Origin of the sequence: Pseudozobellia thermophila (genome assembly GCF_900141855.1) — a bacterium.
GTDB lineage: Bacteria > Bacteroidota > Bacteroidia > Flavobacteriales > Flavobacteriaceae > Pseudozobellia > Pseudozobellia thermophila.
In genome coordinates this window covers 40,389-58,429 of sequence record NZ_FQYU01000011.1, presented here as the reverse complement: position 1 = coordinate 58,429, position 18,041 = coordinate 40,389, and the positions used below count along the sequence as shown (strand labels likewise).

The following is an 18,041-nucleotide window of genomic DNA, read 5'->3' as shown; positions in this document are numbered from 1 at the left end:
TCAATGGCCAACGGTACCCCATCGGGGTCTTGGTCGCACCCTGACCACACCTGAAAAGGCGTCTTTCCGATAAGAAAGGGCAGCAATTTTAATCACCTGGCAAAGGTATGAAAAAAAATTATTTTGCAATATTTTGCAGCTTTTTTTAGCAAAAAACCGAAGCGCGGACAGCCCGAAAAAAATATGCACCATAAGCTACACCTATCGATTTGCGACATTGTTGGGACACAGCCCTAAGGAACAAGGTATATTAGTAGCCCAACATCAACGGCCGGAGATTGGCCGGAACTATTTTTAAGATACGGGGGGCGATTAGAAATAATCGAAAAGCGACACCACCCCGTTATACGACATAACGCATGCAAAGACGAAGGCGAGTACCAGGCCCACATTGATCAAAGGGCTGGTCTTATACCCCTTCATCAGGGTTTTGTCGTTCACAAGAACGGTGATGGCAGCAATGACCAGAGGCAATACAAACACATTGAAAATTTGTGAAACAATCTGCATTTCCACGGGATTAGAACCGAAAACCGGAACGATCAGGGCGAACAAACAGGCAAAGGCCGTGATAAACTTGAACTGGCGCGAAGACGTATCCAGTTCCCCGGATTGAAAATCGGCGATCAGAATCGGCGCTATAAGCAGTATTGGAAAAATAGAGGACAGTCCGGCACTAAGTGTGCCAAAGAAAAACAAGGTGAGCGCAAATTTACCGGCAACGGGCTCCAAGGTGTGTACCATATCCAGAACCTCGGTAACCGGCTTACCTTCGTGATAAAGTGCCCCGCTTGCCACGGCCATTACGGCCCCACTTATGGCAAATACCAAAATGGCAGCTACGATGGCATCCCTTTTTTGGTCCTTTAGGTTATCGATGGTCCACCCCTTACCCTTTACAAAAAGGGGTCGCGACAAAAACGTTGCGGCGGCCATGGTGGTGCCCACAAAGGCCACGACGAGCATCTTGCCCCCTTCTACCTGGGGTATCGAAGGTACAAGGCCCTCAAGAACCTCCATGGGTAGCGGGTATACCATGAAAAGCGAAATCAAGAAAGAGCCCCCCATAATCGTTACGAAAACGACGAGGATCTTCTCAAAAAAGGTGTACTTTCCTACCAAAAGCAAGAAATACATTACCCCGGTTACGATCAGGGCGATCAAGATAACCGCTTCGTACTTATAGGCCTCAAGCTGGGGAAAATAGATTACGAATATTTCGTAGATGATGTTGGCCGAAATACCCATGATGCCCATGAGGGAATTCCATTGCCCAAAGGATATCCCGATAATGATAAGAACGGCGATAAGCCTCCCCCATTTGAGGTGTTTCTTAAAGGCAAACAGTGCGGTCTCGCCCGTAATCAGGGCATAGTTCCCATACACGTACATCAGGATTCCCGAAAACAGACAGCTTACCACCAATACCCACAACAACTGCATACCATAGGTACTTCCTGCCACGGTCATCGAGGTTACACTGCCCGTTCCAATGGTATAGCCGATGGCAAAGATACCAGGGCCAAAGGCCAGTACCATAGCAAGAATCTTTTTTAGCAAGCCCGGTTTCTCTTCAAGCATTGTATCAACTATTTTAAAGGTTCGTTTATGGCTATCGCCCTATAGCGGGCACCGGCTTACACTTCACCGGATAGAATTTTGTTGAAATCGTACGATTCGGGGTCGGGAAGGTAGGCCTTGGCCGCCTCGTAGTCGCCCTCTTCGATGTAGTGCATGTTTTGAAAGCAGAGCCTTGCAAATTCGGAGTCCACATTCACAAGGCGGGGGGCTATCTTACCGTCTTCACCTTGTAGGTCTTCCAAAAACAAGGGGGTTACCTCACCGCGGGAATTGGCCGTAACAATACAACCGCTGAGACCTTGGGCAAAGAGTTTTTTTACCCCTAGCCCCAAGAGGGTGCAAAGGGTCAGATCGAAGCCTATGGGCCTGCAACACCTGAGTTCATATCCCAGTTCTACCGGCCTGCTCTTTATGTGGATGCCCAGTTCCTTCAATTTTACCTGAACGAGCATATTAAAGATATGCGATTTGCTCACGTTTCCCAGTTCGGGATGGCCGTGGTCGTCATAGGTGAAGTTGATACCGCAGTGGTCGAGCTCGCTATCGGGCATAATATGGAAAACGCCTTCGCTTACCAAGGCGACACCGTAGTTGATGTTCTCTATTTTTCGTTTTACGATAGATGAAATGATCAGGCGTACCACCTTGTCAAAAGTAATGGGGGTGCGGTTGAACATTTCCGGGATGACCATCATCGGAAAATGGCAACTGGTAGCGATACCGAAGGCCAAATGGCCGGCAGAGCGCCCCATGGTAGACATCACGAACCAGTTTTGGCTCGTACGTGCATCCTCATAGGTGGTATTACCGATACGTACCCCTTCGTCCTTTGCCGAATGAAATCCAAAGGTGGGGTTTCGGTCGGGCAAGGGCAAATCGTTATCTATGGTTTTGGGCACATGTATGTTCGAGATGGATATGTTCTCCTTTGACAGGTACCCTGTAATTCTGTTGGCCGTAGAGGCAGTGTCGTCACCGCCAATACTGACCAACAGTTTTACATTGTTATCGGAAAAAAGTCTCGTATTTATTTTTTCATTGCCCGGTTTGAACCTGCTCATGATCAAAGTAGATCCACCGCGACTAAAAATACGATCGGCATGTGCAAAATCGAATTCCTTGATCTGTGGCCTCTCGGAAAAAATACCCTTAAAGCCCTCGTGAAGGCCCAAAACACGGTACCCATCCTTAAGGAAAATCTTGGCCACCGTACTGATAACGGCGTTGATGCCCGGTGCGGGACCTCCGCCACAAATGATCAGTATCGATTTTTTAGAAGCCATCTTTTTTGTTTTAAAAAATTACCGCGCTACCCTTCCGGAAGCGTCGCCGCCCATGAGTTTTTCCACTTCGCTTACAGTGACCAAATTGGCATCTCCCTTTATGGTATGCTTTAAGCAGGATGCCGCCACGGCAAAATCGAGGGCGTTTTGATCGTCTTCGGGATATTTCAACAGGCCGTAGATCAATCCTCCCATAAACGAATCGCCACCACCTACGCGGTCTACGATATCGGTAATCTGATACTGTCGCGTCTCGTACATTTTCTCACCATCGTAAAGTACCCCGGCCCATGTGTTGTGCGATGCCGAGATGGAGCCCCTTAAGGTGGTGATTACTTTTTTGGCCTTTGGGAATTTTTTCATCATCTGTTTACAGACCGATAAAAAAGCCTCGGCCTTTACCTCGCTCCCCTGTTTGTGCACATCGAGTCCTTCGGGATGGATCCCGAAGTGTTTTTCGGCATCTTCCTCGTTGCCCAAAATAATGTCGCAGTACGAGGTAAGCTCGGTCATTATGGCTTCGCGGTCACCGCCATAGTTCCAAAGTTTGGCCCTATAGTTAAGGTCGGTGGAAATGGTGATGCCCATATCGCTGGCCACTTTTACGGCCTCCAAGCAAACATCGGCGGCACTTTGTGAAATGGCGGGGGTGATGCCCGTCCAATGGAACCATCCGGCCCCTTCAAAGACTTTTTTCCAGTCGATCATTCCCGGTTCAATTTCGGAAATGGCCGAATGGGCACGGTCGTAAACCACCTTACTGCCCCGGCTAACGGCACCGGTTTCCAAAAAATAGATTCCGAGGCGCTCGCCACCGAAAATAATGTTTTGGGTGTTGACACCTCTTTTTCGCATTTCCATCAAGGCGCATTCGCCAATGTCGTTTTTGGGCAATCGCGTCACAAAATCGACAGGAACCCCGTAATTGGCCAAGGAAACCGCCACGTTCGACTCGCCACCACCATAGACCACGTCGAAACTGGTGGTCTGGGAAAATCTTAAAAATCCAGGAGGAGCCAATCGCAACATGATTTCCCCGAAGGTTACTACTTTTTTCATTTCAATCGTATTGAATATATTAGTGTTCTTTGATTCTTGCCCGGGCCAAAGGAATGTTCAACTTAAATTCCCAATCCTTGCCCTCCGGTTATTTGAATGGTTTCGGCCGTAAGAAAAGCGGCATCGTCGCTTGCCAAGAACGAAACAACGGAAGCCACTTCCTCTGGCTGTCCCAATCTCCCCAAAAGGATATTGTTCTTCCACGATGCAAATACTTCCGGCTTGGTCGATTTGATCTGGGCATGAAACGGTGTGTCAATGGTTCCGGGAGACACGGCGTTTACCCTAATCCCGTATTCCGCAAGGTCTTTGGCCAAGGCCCTGGTCAAGGCATGTACTCCCGCCTTTGATGTGCCATAGATTCCGGCGCCCGGTCCGCCGGCGTTCCAACCCGCTATCGAGGTGTAATTGATGATAGAGGCATTTTCCCCTTTTTTTAGAAAAGGGATGGCCGCCCTAGAGGCAAAAAATGCAGAATCGAGATTCAAGGCCATTACGGATCGATAAAATTCGGTCGTCATTTCCTCGAAGCGCGACCTTCCCCCTAGTCCACCTGCATTGTTTACAAGCACATCGATCTTTCCATACTTATCGCCAATGGCCTTAATGTTTGTGTCGACGGCTTGCTCATCGGTAACGTCAAAGCCGTAATATTCGGCCGAAATACCATCTGCCGCGAGTTCTTTCACCCTTTCGGCCCCTTTGTCATCCTCTATGCCGTTCAACACCACGGTATAACCGTCTTTGCCCAATCTTTTGGCTACTTCAAATCCGATTCCACCAGTTGCTCCGGTTATGACTGCGATTTTCTCTTTTAATTTCATTTTTAATGGATGTATAGTTAATTAAAGTGATTCTAGTTCTACAGGCCTGATTTTTTTGATCAGCATAAATATGCTGAGTACGGCCAATGGTGCCAGTACGGCGATTACGATGAAGGCCGGGGTATACGATACCGAGGCGATCATTGGGATCAGGCTGTTCATAATTATGACCGATACGGCCGCTACGGTTCCGGCAAGGCCGGCCAAAGTACCCACCGAGGGTCCGCTGAAGAGGTCGCTCGATATTGTTTGGATATTGCCAATGGCAAACTGGAAGCCGAAAAGCACTACCGCCACGATGTAAATAAAGGTCATTGGGTTCTTTTCGGTCACAAGGAAGATGATTCCCAACAAGCCCAAGAAAATAAGGGCTCCGCCAATGCTTATGGTAATCTTTCGGGCCGCATCGACCGTTTTGGTCTCCATGAGCTTACCGCAATACCAACCGCCGATAATACTTCCTGCCATACCGCCCAGATACGAGATCCAGATGGTGGATCCTATCTCTTCGATACTGAAGCCGAACTTCGAATTGAGGTAGAGCGGCATCCATCCCACAAAGAGCCACCATATAGGTTCGATAAAGAAACGGGACATAAGGACACCCCAAGACTCCTTATAACTTAAAATTTTACCGACCGACAGGCCTTTCTCATTTTCCTTTGTCGGATTTAGGGCGATTTGGTCGGCAAGAATCAATTTTTGTTCTTCCTCGGTGATCCAAGGATGTTTTTCGGGTTTTGCCTTGTTGATGAACAACCAGGGAATTACCCATAAAAGGCCGATCGCCCCAATGATGATAAAGGTGGATCGCCACCCGAAATGGCCGTATAGATAAGCGATAAGCACGGGTGCGATAACGCTTCCCAATGATGCCCCCGCATTAAATATACCCTGTGCAATGGCCCTTTGTTTTACCGGGAACCATTCCCCGTTACTTTTTACCGCTCCCGGCCAATTACCCGCCTCACCAAGGCCCAACAAGGCCCGGAACAAGGTCAGCGAAAACAGGCCCCTTGCAAATGCGTGGAATACGGAAGCTACGGACCATACCACTATCGACACCACGAAGCCCATTCGGGTACCGATCATATCGTAGAGTTTGCCCGACAAAAATTTGCCCAAGGCATACGTAATCATAAAAACGTTGAGCATAACGGCATAATCAGCCTCATCCATACCCAGGTCCTTGCCCATTTCGGGCCACATTACGCCAAAGGCCGTGCGGTCGATATAGTTAATGACCGTGGCCAAACAGATGAGTGCGATCACATACCATCTTAGTCCTTTTACCTTCATTTTAAACTATTTAAATTAGAGCCAAATGCCTTAAATTAGAGCAAACACCACCCTAACCCAATCCATGGGCCTACCTTGCGAATGATCTCATTCGCTTTTTTTTCACTCAAATGCTTTTCACAACGGAACCCTAGTACCAAGGAAGCTGGCACTATCCATGCGTCGAATAAGATTCAAGTATTATTCCCTTCAGTTATGTTAATCATAAAGGATAAATCGTGCACTTTTATCCTTTAATCACTTTTTTTCTGTTTTCACCATAAATGTAATCGTACAACTTTGTAAAATGCAATTTCATTTTTTCCTTGGCCAGTTGGGGATCTTGGTCCCTTATGGCCATGTAGATATCCTCATGCTGTTTGATCTGGGCCAGTGCCACATCGCCCTCGCAGACCCTATCTTCTTGATAGGCCACGATTATTTCGGGGGTGATCAAGAGCATCAGGGTATTCATAGTGGTATTCTTACAGGCGGAGGCGATGGCCAAATGGAACAATAGGTCTTCTTCCACACAGGGTTCCCCATTGATCATCTTCACCTTATAGGCCGACAAGGCCTGCCTTATCCGTTCCAGATCTTCTTCGGTACGCCGCAGGGCCGCCATCTTAACGATTTTGAGTTCAAGCAATATCCTGGTTTCCACCAAGGATTTAAAATCGTGCTCGCCCAAACTCAAAATATCCTCTATCATACCATTCATGGCAATTTGCCCAATGTTCGAAATAAAGGTCCCGCTCTGGGGCTTACTGTACAAAATGCCATAAAACTCCAGCTTTTGTATGGCGCTCCTAACACTGCTTCTACTGACCCCGAATTTTTCGGAGAGCACCCTTTCGGCCGGCAACTTATCCCCTGGCTCCAAGTTTTTATAGTTGATCAAATCGCGGATTTTGGATATAATTTCGTCCTCGATCTCACGATTTTCATTCTTGGTCAATATTTCTAGCTTCATAGGGGCCTATATTTGGTAAATTGGTTAACCAGTTTGGATATGTTAAAATTATACTTTTTTGTTCATTAAGCCAATTCTACACTCAAAAAATAGGCCTATTTACGGCGGTTTTCCAAGATTGTTGGAATTTACCGACCTTGATTAAAAGGTCGGTAAAATTCACACTGATACAACTCTAAAAACAACTCTATAAAAAACAACTGAACTCAAATCCGTAATCTACTAGTAACCCGGGTTTTGGGTTATTACACCACCACTTGCCAGTATCTCCGAAATCGGAACCGGAAACAAGTAATAATTGCTATTGATCGCTTGCCCCATTTCAGCATCAACGGCCCCGGTCCTCACCAAATCGAACCATCTTTGGCCTTCAAAGGCCAATTCAAGCCTTCGTTCGTCTAGAATGGCCTGTCTGACCAGGGCCTGGGTATTGATGACCGTATGGTCCAAAGGTGCCAATCCGGCCCTGGTCCGTATTGGGTCCAAAAGATCGAGCACGGCCTCAGGGGAGGCGCCATTCTCGTTTAATGCCTCGGCATATAGGAGAATAACATCTGCCAATCTAATTTCTATCCAGTCATGATCGGGGCCCAAACCACCTTCTTTTGGAAATTTTATAGCCGTCATCCCGTCTTCACTAAGCGTTACCGCCCTTCGCAAATCGGTACCACCACCATTGGCGTCACTGGCGTCAAAAGCGGCGACCAAATCCGGGTCTACCGGTAAATCCGCTTTTGAATCATCCCCTACGAACCAGTTCCAAAAACGGGAAGCAAATGAATATTCGTCTACTATGGAACTCACTATTTGGGTCGAAAAAATAATTTCGGAATTTTCGACCTCGTTGGCCGCACCAAAAATCTCATTATAATTGTCCTTCAAACTGATTCCAGCAGCGGCTGCCCCACTGACCACGGCGGCCAAATGCGTTTGGGCGCTGCTAAAATCGCCTTTGAACATATACACCTTGCCCAACAAGGCCTGTGCGGCATATTTTGAAGCCCTTCCATCGACTATTTCCGCATCCAAGGCCGAAATGGCATCCTGTAAATCGGGGATGATCACATCGTCATAGACCTCACTAGCCGGCCTTCTCACCAAAATAGAGGTGTCGGTAAGGCTGGGTTCGGCGGATAAATTGACGGTAACGTCACCAAATACCTGCACCAGTTTAAAATAGGACAGGGCCCTTAAAAATTTTGCTTCACCTATATCGGTGGCACTCGTTGAATTTTCGATAACATTGTTCGCACTTAGTATCGACTTGTACAAGGCGGTATAGAAAGGACCGAAAAACTGATCTTCCATTGCCGTCAGTCCCCCACCGTAGGTGTCGAATTCGGTATAGGGTTCCTCATCCATTAGTGCGTTGTCGGACCTAAACTCACCCATTACCGCCATAGGTGTAACCGTGCCAAGCTGATAATAATAGGCCGCATTCAAGACCCCCTCAAAATCTGTCAAGGAATCGGAACTCGCAATATTTGGCGGAACCTGATCTAAATCGCTATCACATGCTGTCACGATAAGCAACAATCCCAATATTCTATATATGTTTTTCATATCTTTTTTTTTAAAAGTTAACATTTAAACCGACGGTAAAGCTCCTTACGACCGGACTCGCACCCACTTGGACTCCGTAAGTTGTCGGCCCTAAATAGTCACTTCCACTGGTCTGTACCCCCTCTGGGTTGTACGATGTATAATTATCCGCCATCAAATACAAGAGATTGGTGGCCGCCACATAGATCCTTGCCGAATTCACGCCAATTCCATCCATAACACTTGAATCGATCGTATAGCCCAAGGTCAAGTTTCTCAAGGCGATGTACGAGGCATCCTGCAACACGGCATCGGTTTGGTTTCTGTTAGCCGTATAGAACTCGCCATTATGATCGGCAATACCATCTTCATTGGCATCAAAACTACTTGCCAATCTTCCTCCCCATTGCGAACCGTAGTAAAGCGGGTCGATATTGTAGACCTCCGCACCGTGGGATCCCTGTAACTGAAAGGACATATCAAAAGCCTTGTATCTAAAGTTATGGCTCATCCCCCAGTAAAAATCAGGTGTATTCTGACCTATTTTAACCAAATCGCCCCCATCTTCGACGCTTTTGGTATTATCGATTATACCGTCGCCGTTTTGGTCGACCACATAAGATTCCCCTGACTGGTTGTTAGGGTACTGTGTAGCATCGGCCAAATATTCCATTTCGACTTCACCGATGGTCTCCAATCCCCACATTTCACCAATTTCACCGCCTACGTAATTTCTAAATACGGGACCTCGACCGCTCACGCCGTAAATGGCCTGGGGCAATTCGTCCAAGCCTCCCAGCCCTTTGATTTCCGTTTCTACGGTAGACAGGTTGGCGCCAAAACTCCAGCTGAAATTTTCGCCTTGTACGACATTGGCGTTCAGTTCAAACTCCAAACCGGTACTTCTCACATCACCGGAATTAAGTACGATAGATGTGGTACCCAACACTTCGGAAACGCTTTGGTTGATCAAAATATCCTCGATATCGGAAGTGTAATAGTCAACACCCAACCTAATTCGGTTGTTGAACAAACCTAAATCGATACCGTAGTTGGTCTCCGTATTGGTTTGCCAGGTCAGGTCAGGATTGGCTATATTTTCCGGAATGAGATATCCCGTCCCATAAACTGTCGCCTGGGGATCTAAAAGGCTCAAGGCATCGTAGGAACCTAAAAATGACGTGGTACCCAAGGAACCGGTACTAAACCTCAATTTTAATTGACTCAACACCTCGCTTCCTTCCAAGAAGGATTCGTTATGAACGTTCCACCCAAGGGACAGGGCAGGGAAGGTTTCGTATTGTTTATTGGCCCCGAACCGGGAATCGCCATCCCTTCTTACCGATGCCGATATCAAGTAGCGATCGTCATAGGCATAGTTAATCCTTCCAAAAACGCTCTGGCGCACCCGCTTTTCATCCCTTTCGGTTACGGTAATATCCTCGGGCGAGAACAGGTTATAATTTAGAATATCGGTATCGGGCACGTTCACGCCATCCAAGGCAGTACCTTTAAAAGTGGTCGTTTGGAATTCGATTCCCGCTACCGCCGAGATATCGTGATTGCCCAATACCTTGGCATAGTTCAATGTGGTTTCGCTCAACATCGAAGACACCTTTAAATCGGTTTGGTCCCGGTAAGTTTGTGAAGATCGCGCCCTGGAGTCGAAGCCGAGTAATCTATGTTCGTAGAATTGGGTGTCCCTTAGATCTCCGCCCAAAACGGTTTTTATATTCAAGCCGTCCAAAATCTCATATTGCAGGTAAGAACTGACGTTACCGAAAAATGTTTTTTCCCAACGATCGGTGTTGTCGAGCTTTGCCGCGGGGCCAGCATCACCGGACCCCCCAATGCCGTTGTTAGACCTTCCGTAATGCCAGTCTTGGGCCGCCATACCAGGCTCCAATTCATAAATACTGCCGGCCTCGTAGGTAGAGCCCCTATACCCATTGTCAAAGGGATCCAAACCAAGCGCCTGGGCCTGGGCGTCCAAGGCCTGGACAAAGGCAATAGACTCGTTTGTATGGTAAATAGGGCTGATGGGGTACGCCCTTAGCAGGTCTCTCATATCGTGTCCCAAAATATCCCTATGGGAAGTAAAGCCATTGAAGCTAACACCCGTCTTGAATTTATCGCCCAACTTGGCGTCTATGTTCAATCGCGCGTTCAACCGTTCGTATCCCTGGGTGATGACGACCCCCTCGGCATTTTGATAGCCAATGGACGCAAAGTAATTTACATCGTCGGTACCCCCGCTCATACTAAAGTCGTGGCTTATGGAGCTACCGCTTTTAAAGAGCCACTCTTCGGGACTGATGGCCCCTGGCGAATTTTCATAGGCACTTAGCCTATATTCGAGAAAAGCTGGGTCAACATTGTCAACGGTACCTTGCCAGTTCCCTGCGGCAATTTCCGACCTTGCAAAAGCGCCCCATTCCGATGCCGGCATAATAATATTATCGCGATACTTACTCGAAAAACTTGTGTAGGCATTATAGCTAAAGCTGGCCTTACCGGTCTTACCCTTCTTGGTCGTGACCAAGATAACACCGTTGGCCCCCCTTGAACCGTAGATCGCGGCAGATGCGGCATCTTTCAATACCTCCAAACTTTCAATATCATTGGGGTTGACCGTGGCCAAATTCCCTGAAATGGGATAGCCATCAACCACGATCAAGGGGCTTGAATCGCCCGAAATGGAGGAAGCCGCCCTAATTTGGATCTTGGGGTCCGCCCCTGGGGAGCCGTCTTGATTTTGAATCAAGACCCCGGGGAGCTTACCCGCCAAGGCATCGTCGACACGGGTCGACTGGACCGCAGCGATATCGTCGCCCCCGACTTTGGCGACCGCCCCGGTCAAATGTGATTTTTTACGGGTACCATAACCTACGACTACAACCTCATCGAGCAGGGCCGCATCTTCGGCCATGACGACGTCGATAGTTTCTTGGCCATCGACGGTTACGGTTTGCGTCACATAACCGATATAGGAGAATTGAAGTACGTCCCCATTGTTTACACTTATCGAATAATTACCATCGAAATCGGTCGAGGTTCCGGTAGTGGAATTAACGATAAGAATGTTAACCCCGGGTATGGGAATTTGTGCTTCATCTAGAACGGTACCGGTCAGTGTGTAACCGTCTTGCGCGTATAACGAGATATTGAGGAACAACACCATCGTTATAAATAATTTAGTTTTCAAATTCATTTGTAGTTTATTAAGTTAGTAAAGTGACCGGCCAAACCGGTTGTAGCGATGTACGGTTGAGGCATACATCCGCTTTTGAATTTCCCTAAAACACGCAGCCCGCTTTTGTAAATGAATTTTGTATTTTTGTGGCGAACGTGTTATAGTAATGCATGCATGTTCTCTGTATTACTTCCCTTCAGACTGAAGTAATCGTTTTAAAAAGGATGGGCGTGCACCCGTCCTTTTTTTTGTTTTCCCTTTAAGACTTCATGACCCTATTGTTTAGTTAGTACTTTTTTTGATGTATTTCATTATTGGTTATCCATACTGGTTTACCAAATTGGTTTACCAAATATATATTAATTAAACTTTACTAAAAAATTAAAATCAAAAAAAATGGAGGTGTTTTTTATGTAAATGCAACATTTAACATTAAAACACCTCCAGAATCCTCAACTAATTGGCAAATTTTAAGAAAATGCCAGTCCCCCGTTAATATCAATATTGGCGCCCGTAATAAAACTGGTCTCGCTTGAAGCCAGACAGGCCACGGTGTTGGCAATCTCTTCTGACGTACCCTCGCGCCTTAAGGGCGTTGCCCCTGCTACTTTTTTGCGCACTTCGTCAGTAGTGAAGGTATCGTGAAAGGTAGTGGCGATCATACCGGGGCATAGGGCATTGACCCTAATGTTCTTCGGACCGACCTCTTTGGCCAAGCCCCTGGTAAAGGTCATGACAGCCCCCTTGGAGGTCGCATAGGCCAAAGACCCGCCGCCGCCGCCGTCGCGACCGGCCTGGGAGGCTATATTAATGATCGAGGCCCCGCTGCCCATGTAGGGCAATACGGCCTGGGTAACCAAAAAGGTGGAATTGAGGTTCAAGGCGATCACCTTGTTGAAAAAGGCCTCGTCCATTTCAGCGATGGATTTTCTGGCCACCAAACCACCGGCGTTGTTTACCAATATATCGATGCTCTGGCCAAAAGCCTTTACGGACTCGGAGACCAAACGGTCTACATCGCTCTTTTGGGTCATGTCCCCTTTTACGGCTATGGCCTCACCCTCTAGGGCTTCGATTTCGCCTAGGGTCTTTTTCGCATTTTCCTCATTGTTCAGGTAATTGACCACCACTTTGGCTCCTTCCTTGGCCAACTTGACCGAAATGGCCTTTCCAATATCCCTCGTTCCGCCTGTTACAACGGCAATCTTTCCTTTTAAATACATAGCTTAATTTTTAGTCATAAAATCTTCCCGTATCGGGCTGAAAACATCTATGAGAACCCCGGCCTCTTGGCAAACGGTTCCGTGCATAACGTGCGGCGGTATATAAAAGGAATCCCCTCCTTTTAGTATTCGCGTCTCTTCGCCGATTGTCATCTTGAACTCCCCGCTGACCACGTAGGTTACCTGTGAATGGTGGTGCTCGTGCATGGGCCCGATCCCCCCTTTCTCAAATTTTACGTTGACCAGCATAATTCGGTCGTCATAGCCCATAATCTGACGCTGGACTCCTTCCCCCACGGTTTCCCATGGTATTTCATCGCCTATCAAAAACTCCTTGCTTGATCCAAAACTTTCCATATCTAGTTTTTTTTAGTTATTAGTTATTAGTTAGTAGTTAGTAGTTTTTACCAATTGAAAAGGACCTTTCCAGGTATAACCCCTTTCATCGATCTTTAAATGATGTTCCCTATCCATTTTACTATCGCTGTTCGACATCATAAACAACAACTTCTCCCCATTGGATGCATTTTCAATGGCTATTGCCGTGTATTCCCCCGTATCGACAAGGGTTTCCAATTTGCCAACCGAACTGTTCGCGTTTACCGAAAACTCCGAAACCGGACTATAGCTCCCGTGCGACTCGACCACCGACACAAAAGTGGTATTACGCGTGTCTTTTCTCCGTAAAATAAAACCTGCGTCCCTTCTCAAATTAAACTCCGGATCCTTGGCCCCTATGCGCACCAAATGCAGTTCGTCGTCCTTGCCCGTTGCCGTGGTAAGGGTATAGAAACGTCCGTTTTCCAACCAGCTGAGCTGTGTGCTCTCCGCCTTGGGCCAGCCCTGCCCCTCTGACCAGAGATGTTGATAGCCGTTATCTGAACCTAGGGGCTCCAGGCTTTCGGGTACCGTGTATTCGAAATTGGCCTGCATCACCTGGCCAAGAAAATAAAAGGGCAGATCGTATTGGTTCGCCGAGTTCGATGTCACCTTAAGGATATCGAGCACAAAGGGTCTTTCAAAACCATCGGCTTTTATCAAGGCCAGGGTCCGGTGCATTACCGTACCGGGATAAGCGTTTTGCTCTTTGGCGCCCACCACCTGCACATCGGGGTTGGAAGCATCAAAAAAGTAGAGCTCCGAATGGTGTTGGCTTCCCACTTCGTACTTTCCCTCAAAATGTGAGGTTTCGTTCTGTACGAGGGTATTGTGGGCTATGGTCTGTTTGGCCCAGGTCGTGTTTTCCTTTAGGTAATTGCCCCCGCCTTTTTGCTCGATGTTGACAAAACGGGCGAGACCGTAATCTTGCAATATTTCCGTGCCTTTTTCGTAAAGTGAGTACGACAGTTTGTCGTAGTGCCCATGGCTTAGCCCTTGCGCGGCATATTTGAAGACCAGGGTCATGTCTTCGTTACCGTACCTGAGTACGGCCACACCACCTTGCTTACCATCGGCCCCATCGCCAAGATTGATCGATTTTTTCTGGAAGGCCTCACTTTTTCCTTCCCTGATGCCCAAGGCTACGGCCAGTCCCGAATCGTCCAATAAAACTTGGCCCTGTTCTTCGGCTATGCTGAGCAATTGTGGATTGTGGTTTCCGTAGTGATAGGCAATATCAACGGCGGTAACCAGCTCGCGCGAGTGATAGGACATACCTTTTTGGGCATCGTTCAAGGGAAAGAATTCGCCATCGGCATCGGAGAGGTTCAAAAGCGCGTTTACCGATTTGAGCAATACGCCATCCTTATGTTCAAAAATTTTCAGTTCGGGCCTTACGTTGTGCAGGGCTTCGGCAAAGACCAAAAAGGGATACATGGCATACCTTTGGTAATAAGGACCTTCGGTGTAATATCCGTCAGGAGAAAAAGGCTCGTCTATATTGGCCAGGAAACCGGCCTTTTGGCCTTCCACCTTAATAAATCCACCGTCGTTGTCCTTGGCCCCGACCGGCAAGCCATCGTCTTCAATACCGTAGAGGGCCCTGTGGATCAACTCCTCATCGCCCATCACCAAACCGATCATCCCCACGGCGGCGTTGCCCCAGGTACTGTGGTTGTGTACGCGGTTGTAGAATTGCGGATTTTCTACGGATATGTAATCGGCAAAAGGCCTGAAAAGGTTTTTTTCAAGTTGCTTTCGCTCTTTTTTCGACAGGTAGTCGTACACACAGTCATAGGCCTGGCTCACGTATACCAACCAGTTCGAATCGTTTAGGCACTGCCAGAACAGCTTGCCCCTGGCATACGAACGCGTTTGTGGATGCACCGGTAGGTCTTTGTACAGGCCTTCGTACCGAAACAACATGTCCTTTACATATTGCGCATATTTTTCATCGTTTAGAATTTGGTACAAGACCCCTGCTTTTTGAAGGATCAAAAAGTTGCGCTTATGGCGTTCGTGGGTATAGCCCCCGGAATAATCCTTGGGGATAGGCGTATCTATGCCCAATGCTATTTCGGCATCCACTTCGGCCTTTACCTTTTCCAGGGTGGCGTCAAAAATGGGTATGTTACCCAATTCGGCCCTTATCTTTTCCACTCCCGCCTTGGTCAGTATCAGGCTGGGGTGTTCTTGCGAATTTCCGTTGGCGAAGACCAACAGGGCGCCCATCAAAAGAAAGAAAAAAGTTGTTTTAGTGCGATTTATCATTAGTTGTGCTTTAAACCTAAGTCGGAACCATCGGTGGCCTTACCTTTCAGAGGCGAATCGTCGCTTAGCGAATAATCCCCTTTGCCCGAAAATTTTGGAGGGAGCTGCCATTGGTTTTCAACACTGTATTTTTGGTCGCCGGTAACCTTTAGCTTTTCAGAATTGCTCAAGGCGTTATTTCTAATTTTCACTATGGGCTCACCGACAACCAAATGCATGTTAATGGCCTTGCTATCTTTAAAAATGTTATTCTTTATATCAATTTCCTGAACGCCGTATAGGGAAATGGCCGCGTCGTATTTATTTCTTTTGTCGTGCCCCACGTTGTCGAATACCGAATGATCGATTTCCAAGAAGGGCCCAAAAGTACTTTCGTCGGTACCTCCACGATAGAGTCGCAATGCGGCACCGCCGATGTTTTTAAAACTGTTGTTTTTCAATATTACGTACTCCACATTGTAAATACCGATGTCATCGGTTTCCTTGTCAAAGGCCATTACGTTACCGGTCACCGCTTCAAAATGGGAGTTTTTAACGCTTACGGTATCGGCAAAGGTGTTCTTGTACACGCGGATAACGTCGAAGGAATGGTTAACGTCCAGGTTCACAAAATCACAGTTTTCAACAAACAACTTATAGTTCTGGTTCATCGAATATTTGCTGGTGGAGATGACGGAGTTGCCGTTGTCATCGGGTGCGTTCTCGCCATCGAACCTCAGCCCTTCCAAGCGAAGCGCACCTCCATTTTCGATATCAAAAAGCGATTTTTTCTCAAACAGCACCACCGGTTTGGTTCCCGTGGCACCCTTAACGGTCAAGGGATGGGTAACCGCAATCGCCTTGGTATTGTTATAGGGTCCTTCGGAAGTCAGCTCGAGAATATCGCCGGGTTCCGAGTTTTTGGCCGCATCGAACAGCGAATTGAGTCCGGCCTCGACCTGGATGGTCTTGCCCGAAGACAAGGGCACCGACCAATCGGCCTTGGAGTACCAGGAAACCCCGGTATTTTCCTTTGTGGCTATCTTATCGCTGATCTTGGCCCCTACTTTTAGACTTTCATCCGCAGGCACCAAAAGCCCCATTTCATTTTTCTTTAGATCAAGCGCCTTCTTGACGAAACCTTCCGCTATAGGTTTGATATTGGGACTTATAATATTGTTCTCGAAATCGATACCGCTAATGTCGTCGTAAACGGTAAAGACATCGTCTTTTTTCTCGTTGTAGAAAATATTGTCGGCCACTATCGAGTTGATCGGCACCGCACTTCTTTCGGCATCGCTACCGGCACACAGTTGCACATGGTCGCAATCGATAAAGGTATTATTGGCCACCTTGGCATCCTCTACCTGAAAATACCTGTTGATGGGCGAATTGGGTACACCGTTCATGATTACGAAAGCCCCCCTGAAACGATAGCCCGTAAGACCGATGCCGTAATTGTTGATTACTGTTTGCTGGCCGTTGATTACACGTATGCCGCCCGTACTGGGCTTATTGTTTCCGATAAAGACATTGCCATCGACCAAGGTTTCGTTGCCGTGGCGCATGGTAAGGGTACCGGTACACTCATAAAAGGTGTTGTACTTATAGGTATTTTGGTTTGATTTGTTCGAAATAATTTCGTGTTCGCCGTTACACCGGTCGAAGTAATTGCTCTCGACCAAGGTTTTTGAATTGGTCATCGAGTAGTGGCTGGTACCTATCCGAAGGGTTTCCCCGCCATTCGACCCCAAATTGGGCCTGTGCCCAAAATAGTTATGGTCGATCAAGTGGTTGTTTTCTTGACTTTCCTTTGAATTCAAACGCACGATCATGGTGACCCCCTTGGTATTCTTTCCCGCCAAATGATTGTGGTCGACCCGGTTGTTCTTACCATAAATGGCCACCCAGGTATCGGTTTCGTGCCGTTCGGGATTGTTGTACCTATCAATTACGGTTTCGGTAAGCCGGCAGTTGTTGGCCAGGGTCTCGCTGTCCTTCCTAAACGAAATGACCTCATTGGTGGGCGTAAATCCGTTTTTAAAGACCAGACCTTCAACGACCAAGTGGTTACCCGCAATTCTCAGGTTACTTTTTCCCTCCAAGCTAACCTTGCCTTTTTCCTCCACGGATAATACAATGGGCTTTTCTTCGGTACCGTTAGCTTCAAAAAGAAGTTCGGCATCCTGCCATACACCATTGGCCAATACGATGGTATCTCCCGGTAGGGCCCGGGCCACCCTTTCGTGAAACTCTTCAACCGTGGCGACCTGTCCGCGCGAAGTTGCCTGGCCGTTTTTTCCCTGTCCACAGGATACGATGATCAAAGAAAATAGAAGGTAAAATACGTTGTGTCCTTTCATAACTGTTAATTGGTTTACCAAATTGGTTTACCAAAAATAGAAATATTATCTTACTAAACAAACTATATGTCAAAAATATCCCCTGAATCTTTCG

At 47.4% G+C, this 18,041-nt stretch carries 12 protein-coding genes; all 12 read right to left on the bottom strand.

What is annotated here, in order from left to right; genetic code table 11:
* Window positions 1-312 precede the first annotated feature (312 nt).
* Complete coding sequence (locus BUB37_RS18600; protein ID WP_170863192.1) at window positions 313-1,581, bottom strand: NRAMP family divalent metal transporter; 1,269 nt, start codon at window positions 1,579-1,581, stop codon at window positions 313-315.
* 56 nt (window positions 1,582-1,637) lie between these two features.
* Window positions 1,638-2,864, bottom strand: coding sequence for a 6-phosphofructokinase (locus BUB37_RS18595; protein ID WP_072995336.1), 1,227 nt, complete (start codon window positions 2,862-2,864; stop codon window positions 1,638-1,640).
* 18 nt (window positions 2,865-2,882) lie between these two features.
* Window positions 2,883-3,923, bottom strand: coding sequence for a sugar kinase (locus BUB37_RS18590; RefSeq protein WP_072995335.1), 1,041 nt, complete (start codon window positions 3,921-3,923; stop codon window positions 2,883-2,885).
* A gap of 62 nt (window positions 3,924-3,985) precedes the next feature.
* Window positions 3,986-4,747, bottom strand: a complete 762-nt coding sequence (locus BUB37_RS18585; protein ID WP_072995334.1) for an SDR family NAD(P)-dependent oxidoreductase — start codon at window positions 4,745-4,747, stop codon at window positions 3,986-3,988.
* Window positions 4,748-4,768: 21 nt separating this feature from the next.
* Window positions 4,769-6,046 carry an MFS transporter gene (locus BUB37_RS18580; protein WP_072995333.1) on the bottom strand — a complete coding sequence of 426 codons (1,278 nt, stop codon included), beginning with the start codon at window positions 6,044-6,046 and terminating at the stop codon, window positions 4,769-4,771.
* A 226-nt stretch (window positions 6,047-6,272) separates the two neighbouring features.
* Window positions 6,273-6,998, bottom strand: coding sequence for a FadR/GntR family transcriptional regulator (locus BUB37_RS18575; RefSeq protein WP_072995332.1), 726 nt, complete (start codon window positions 6,996-6,998; stop codon window positions 6,273-6,275).
* Between the two features lie 222 nt (window positions 6,999-7,220).
* Window positions 7,221-8,561, bottom strand: a complete 1,341-nt coding sequence (locus BUB37_RS18570; RefSeq protein ID WP_072995382.1) for a RagB/SusD family nutrient uptake outer membrane protein — start codon at window positions 8,559-8,561, stop codon at window positions 7,221-7,223.
* 10 nt (window positions 8,562-8,571) lie between these two features.
* Window positions 8,572-11,751, bottom strand: coding sequence for a SusC/RagA family TonB-linked outer membrane protein (locus BUB37_RS18565; protein ID WP_072995331.1), 3,180 nt, complete (start codon window positions 11,749-11,751; stop codon window positions 8,572-8,574).
* Between the two features lie 452 nt (window positions 11,752-12,203).
* Complete coding sequence (locus tag BUB37_RS18560) at window positions 12,204-12,956, bottom strand: SDR family NAD(P)-dependent oxidoreductase (RefSeq protein WP_072995330.1); 753 nt, start codon at window positions 12,954-12,956, stop codon at window positions 12,204-12,206.
* Between the two features lie 3 nt (window positions 12,957-12,959).
* Window positions 12,960-13,313 (bottom strand): cupin domain-containing protein, encoded by a 354-nt coding sequence (locus tag BUB37_RS18555; protein ID WP_072995329.1) that lies wholly within the window; start codon window positions 13,311-13,313, stop codon window positions 12,960-12,962.
* A 30-nt stretch (window positions 13,314-13,343) separates the two neighbouring features.
* A complete protein-coding gene (locus BUB37_RS18550; RefSeq protein WP_212635325.1) occupies window positions 13,344-15,605 on the bottom strand; it encodes an alginate lyase family protein in 2,262 nt (753 codons plus the stop codon).
* Window positions 15,605-17,947, bottom strand: coding sequence for a polysaccharide lyase 6 family protein (locus BUB37_RS18545; protein ID WP_072995327.1), 2,343 nt, complete (start codon window positions 17,945-17,947; stop codon window positions 15,605-15,607). The genes BUB37_RS18550 and BUB37_RS18545 overlap by 1 nt, the downstream gene beginning before the upstream one ends.
* Window positions 17,948-18,041 lie beyond the last annotated feature (94 nt).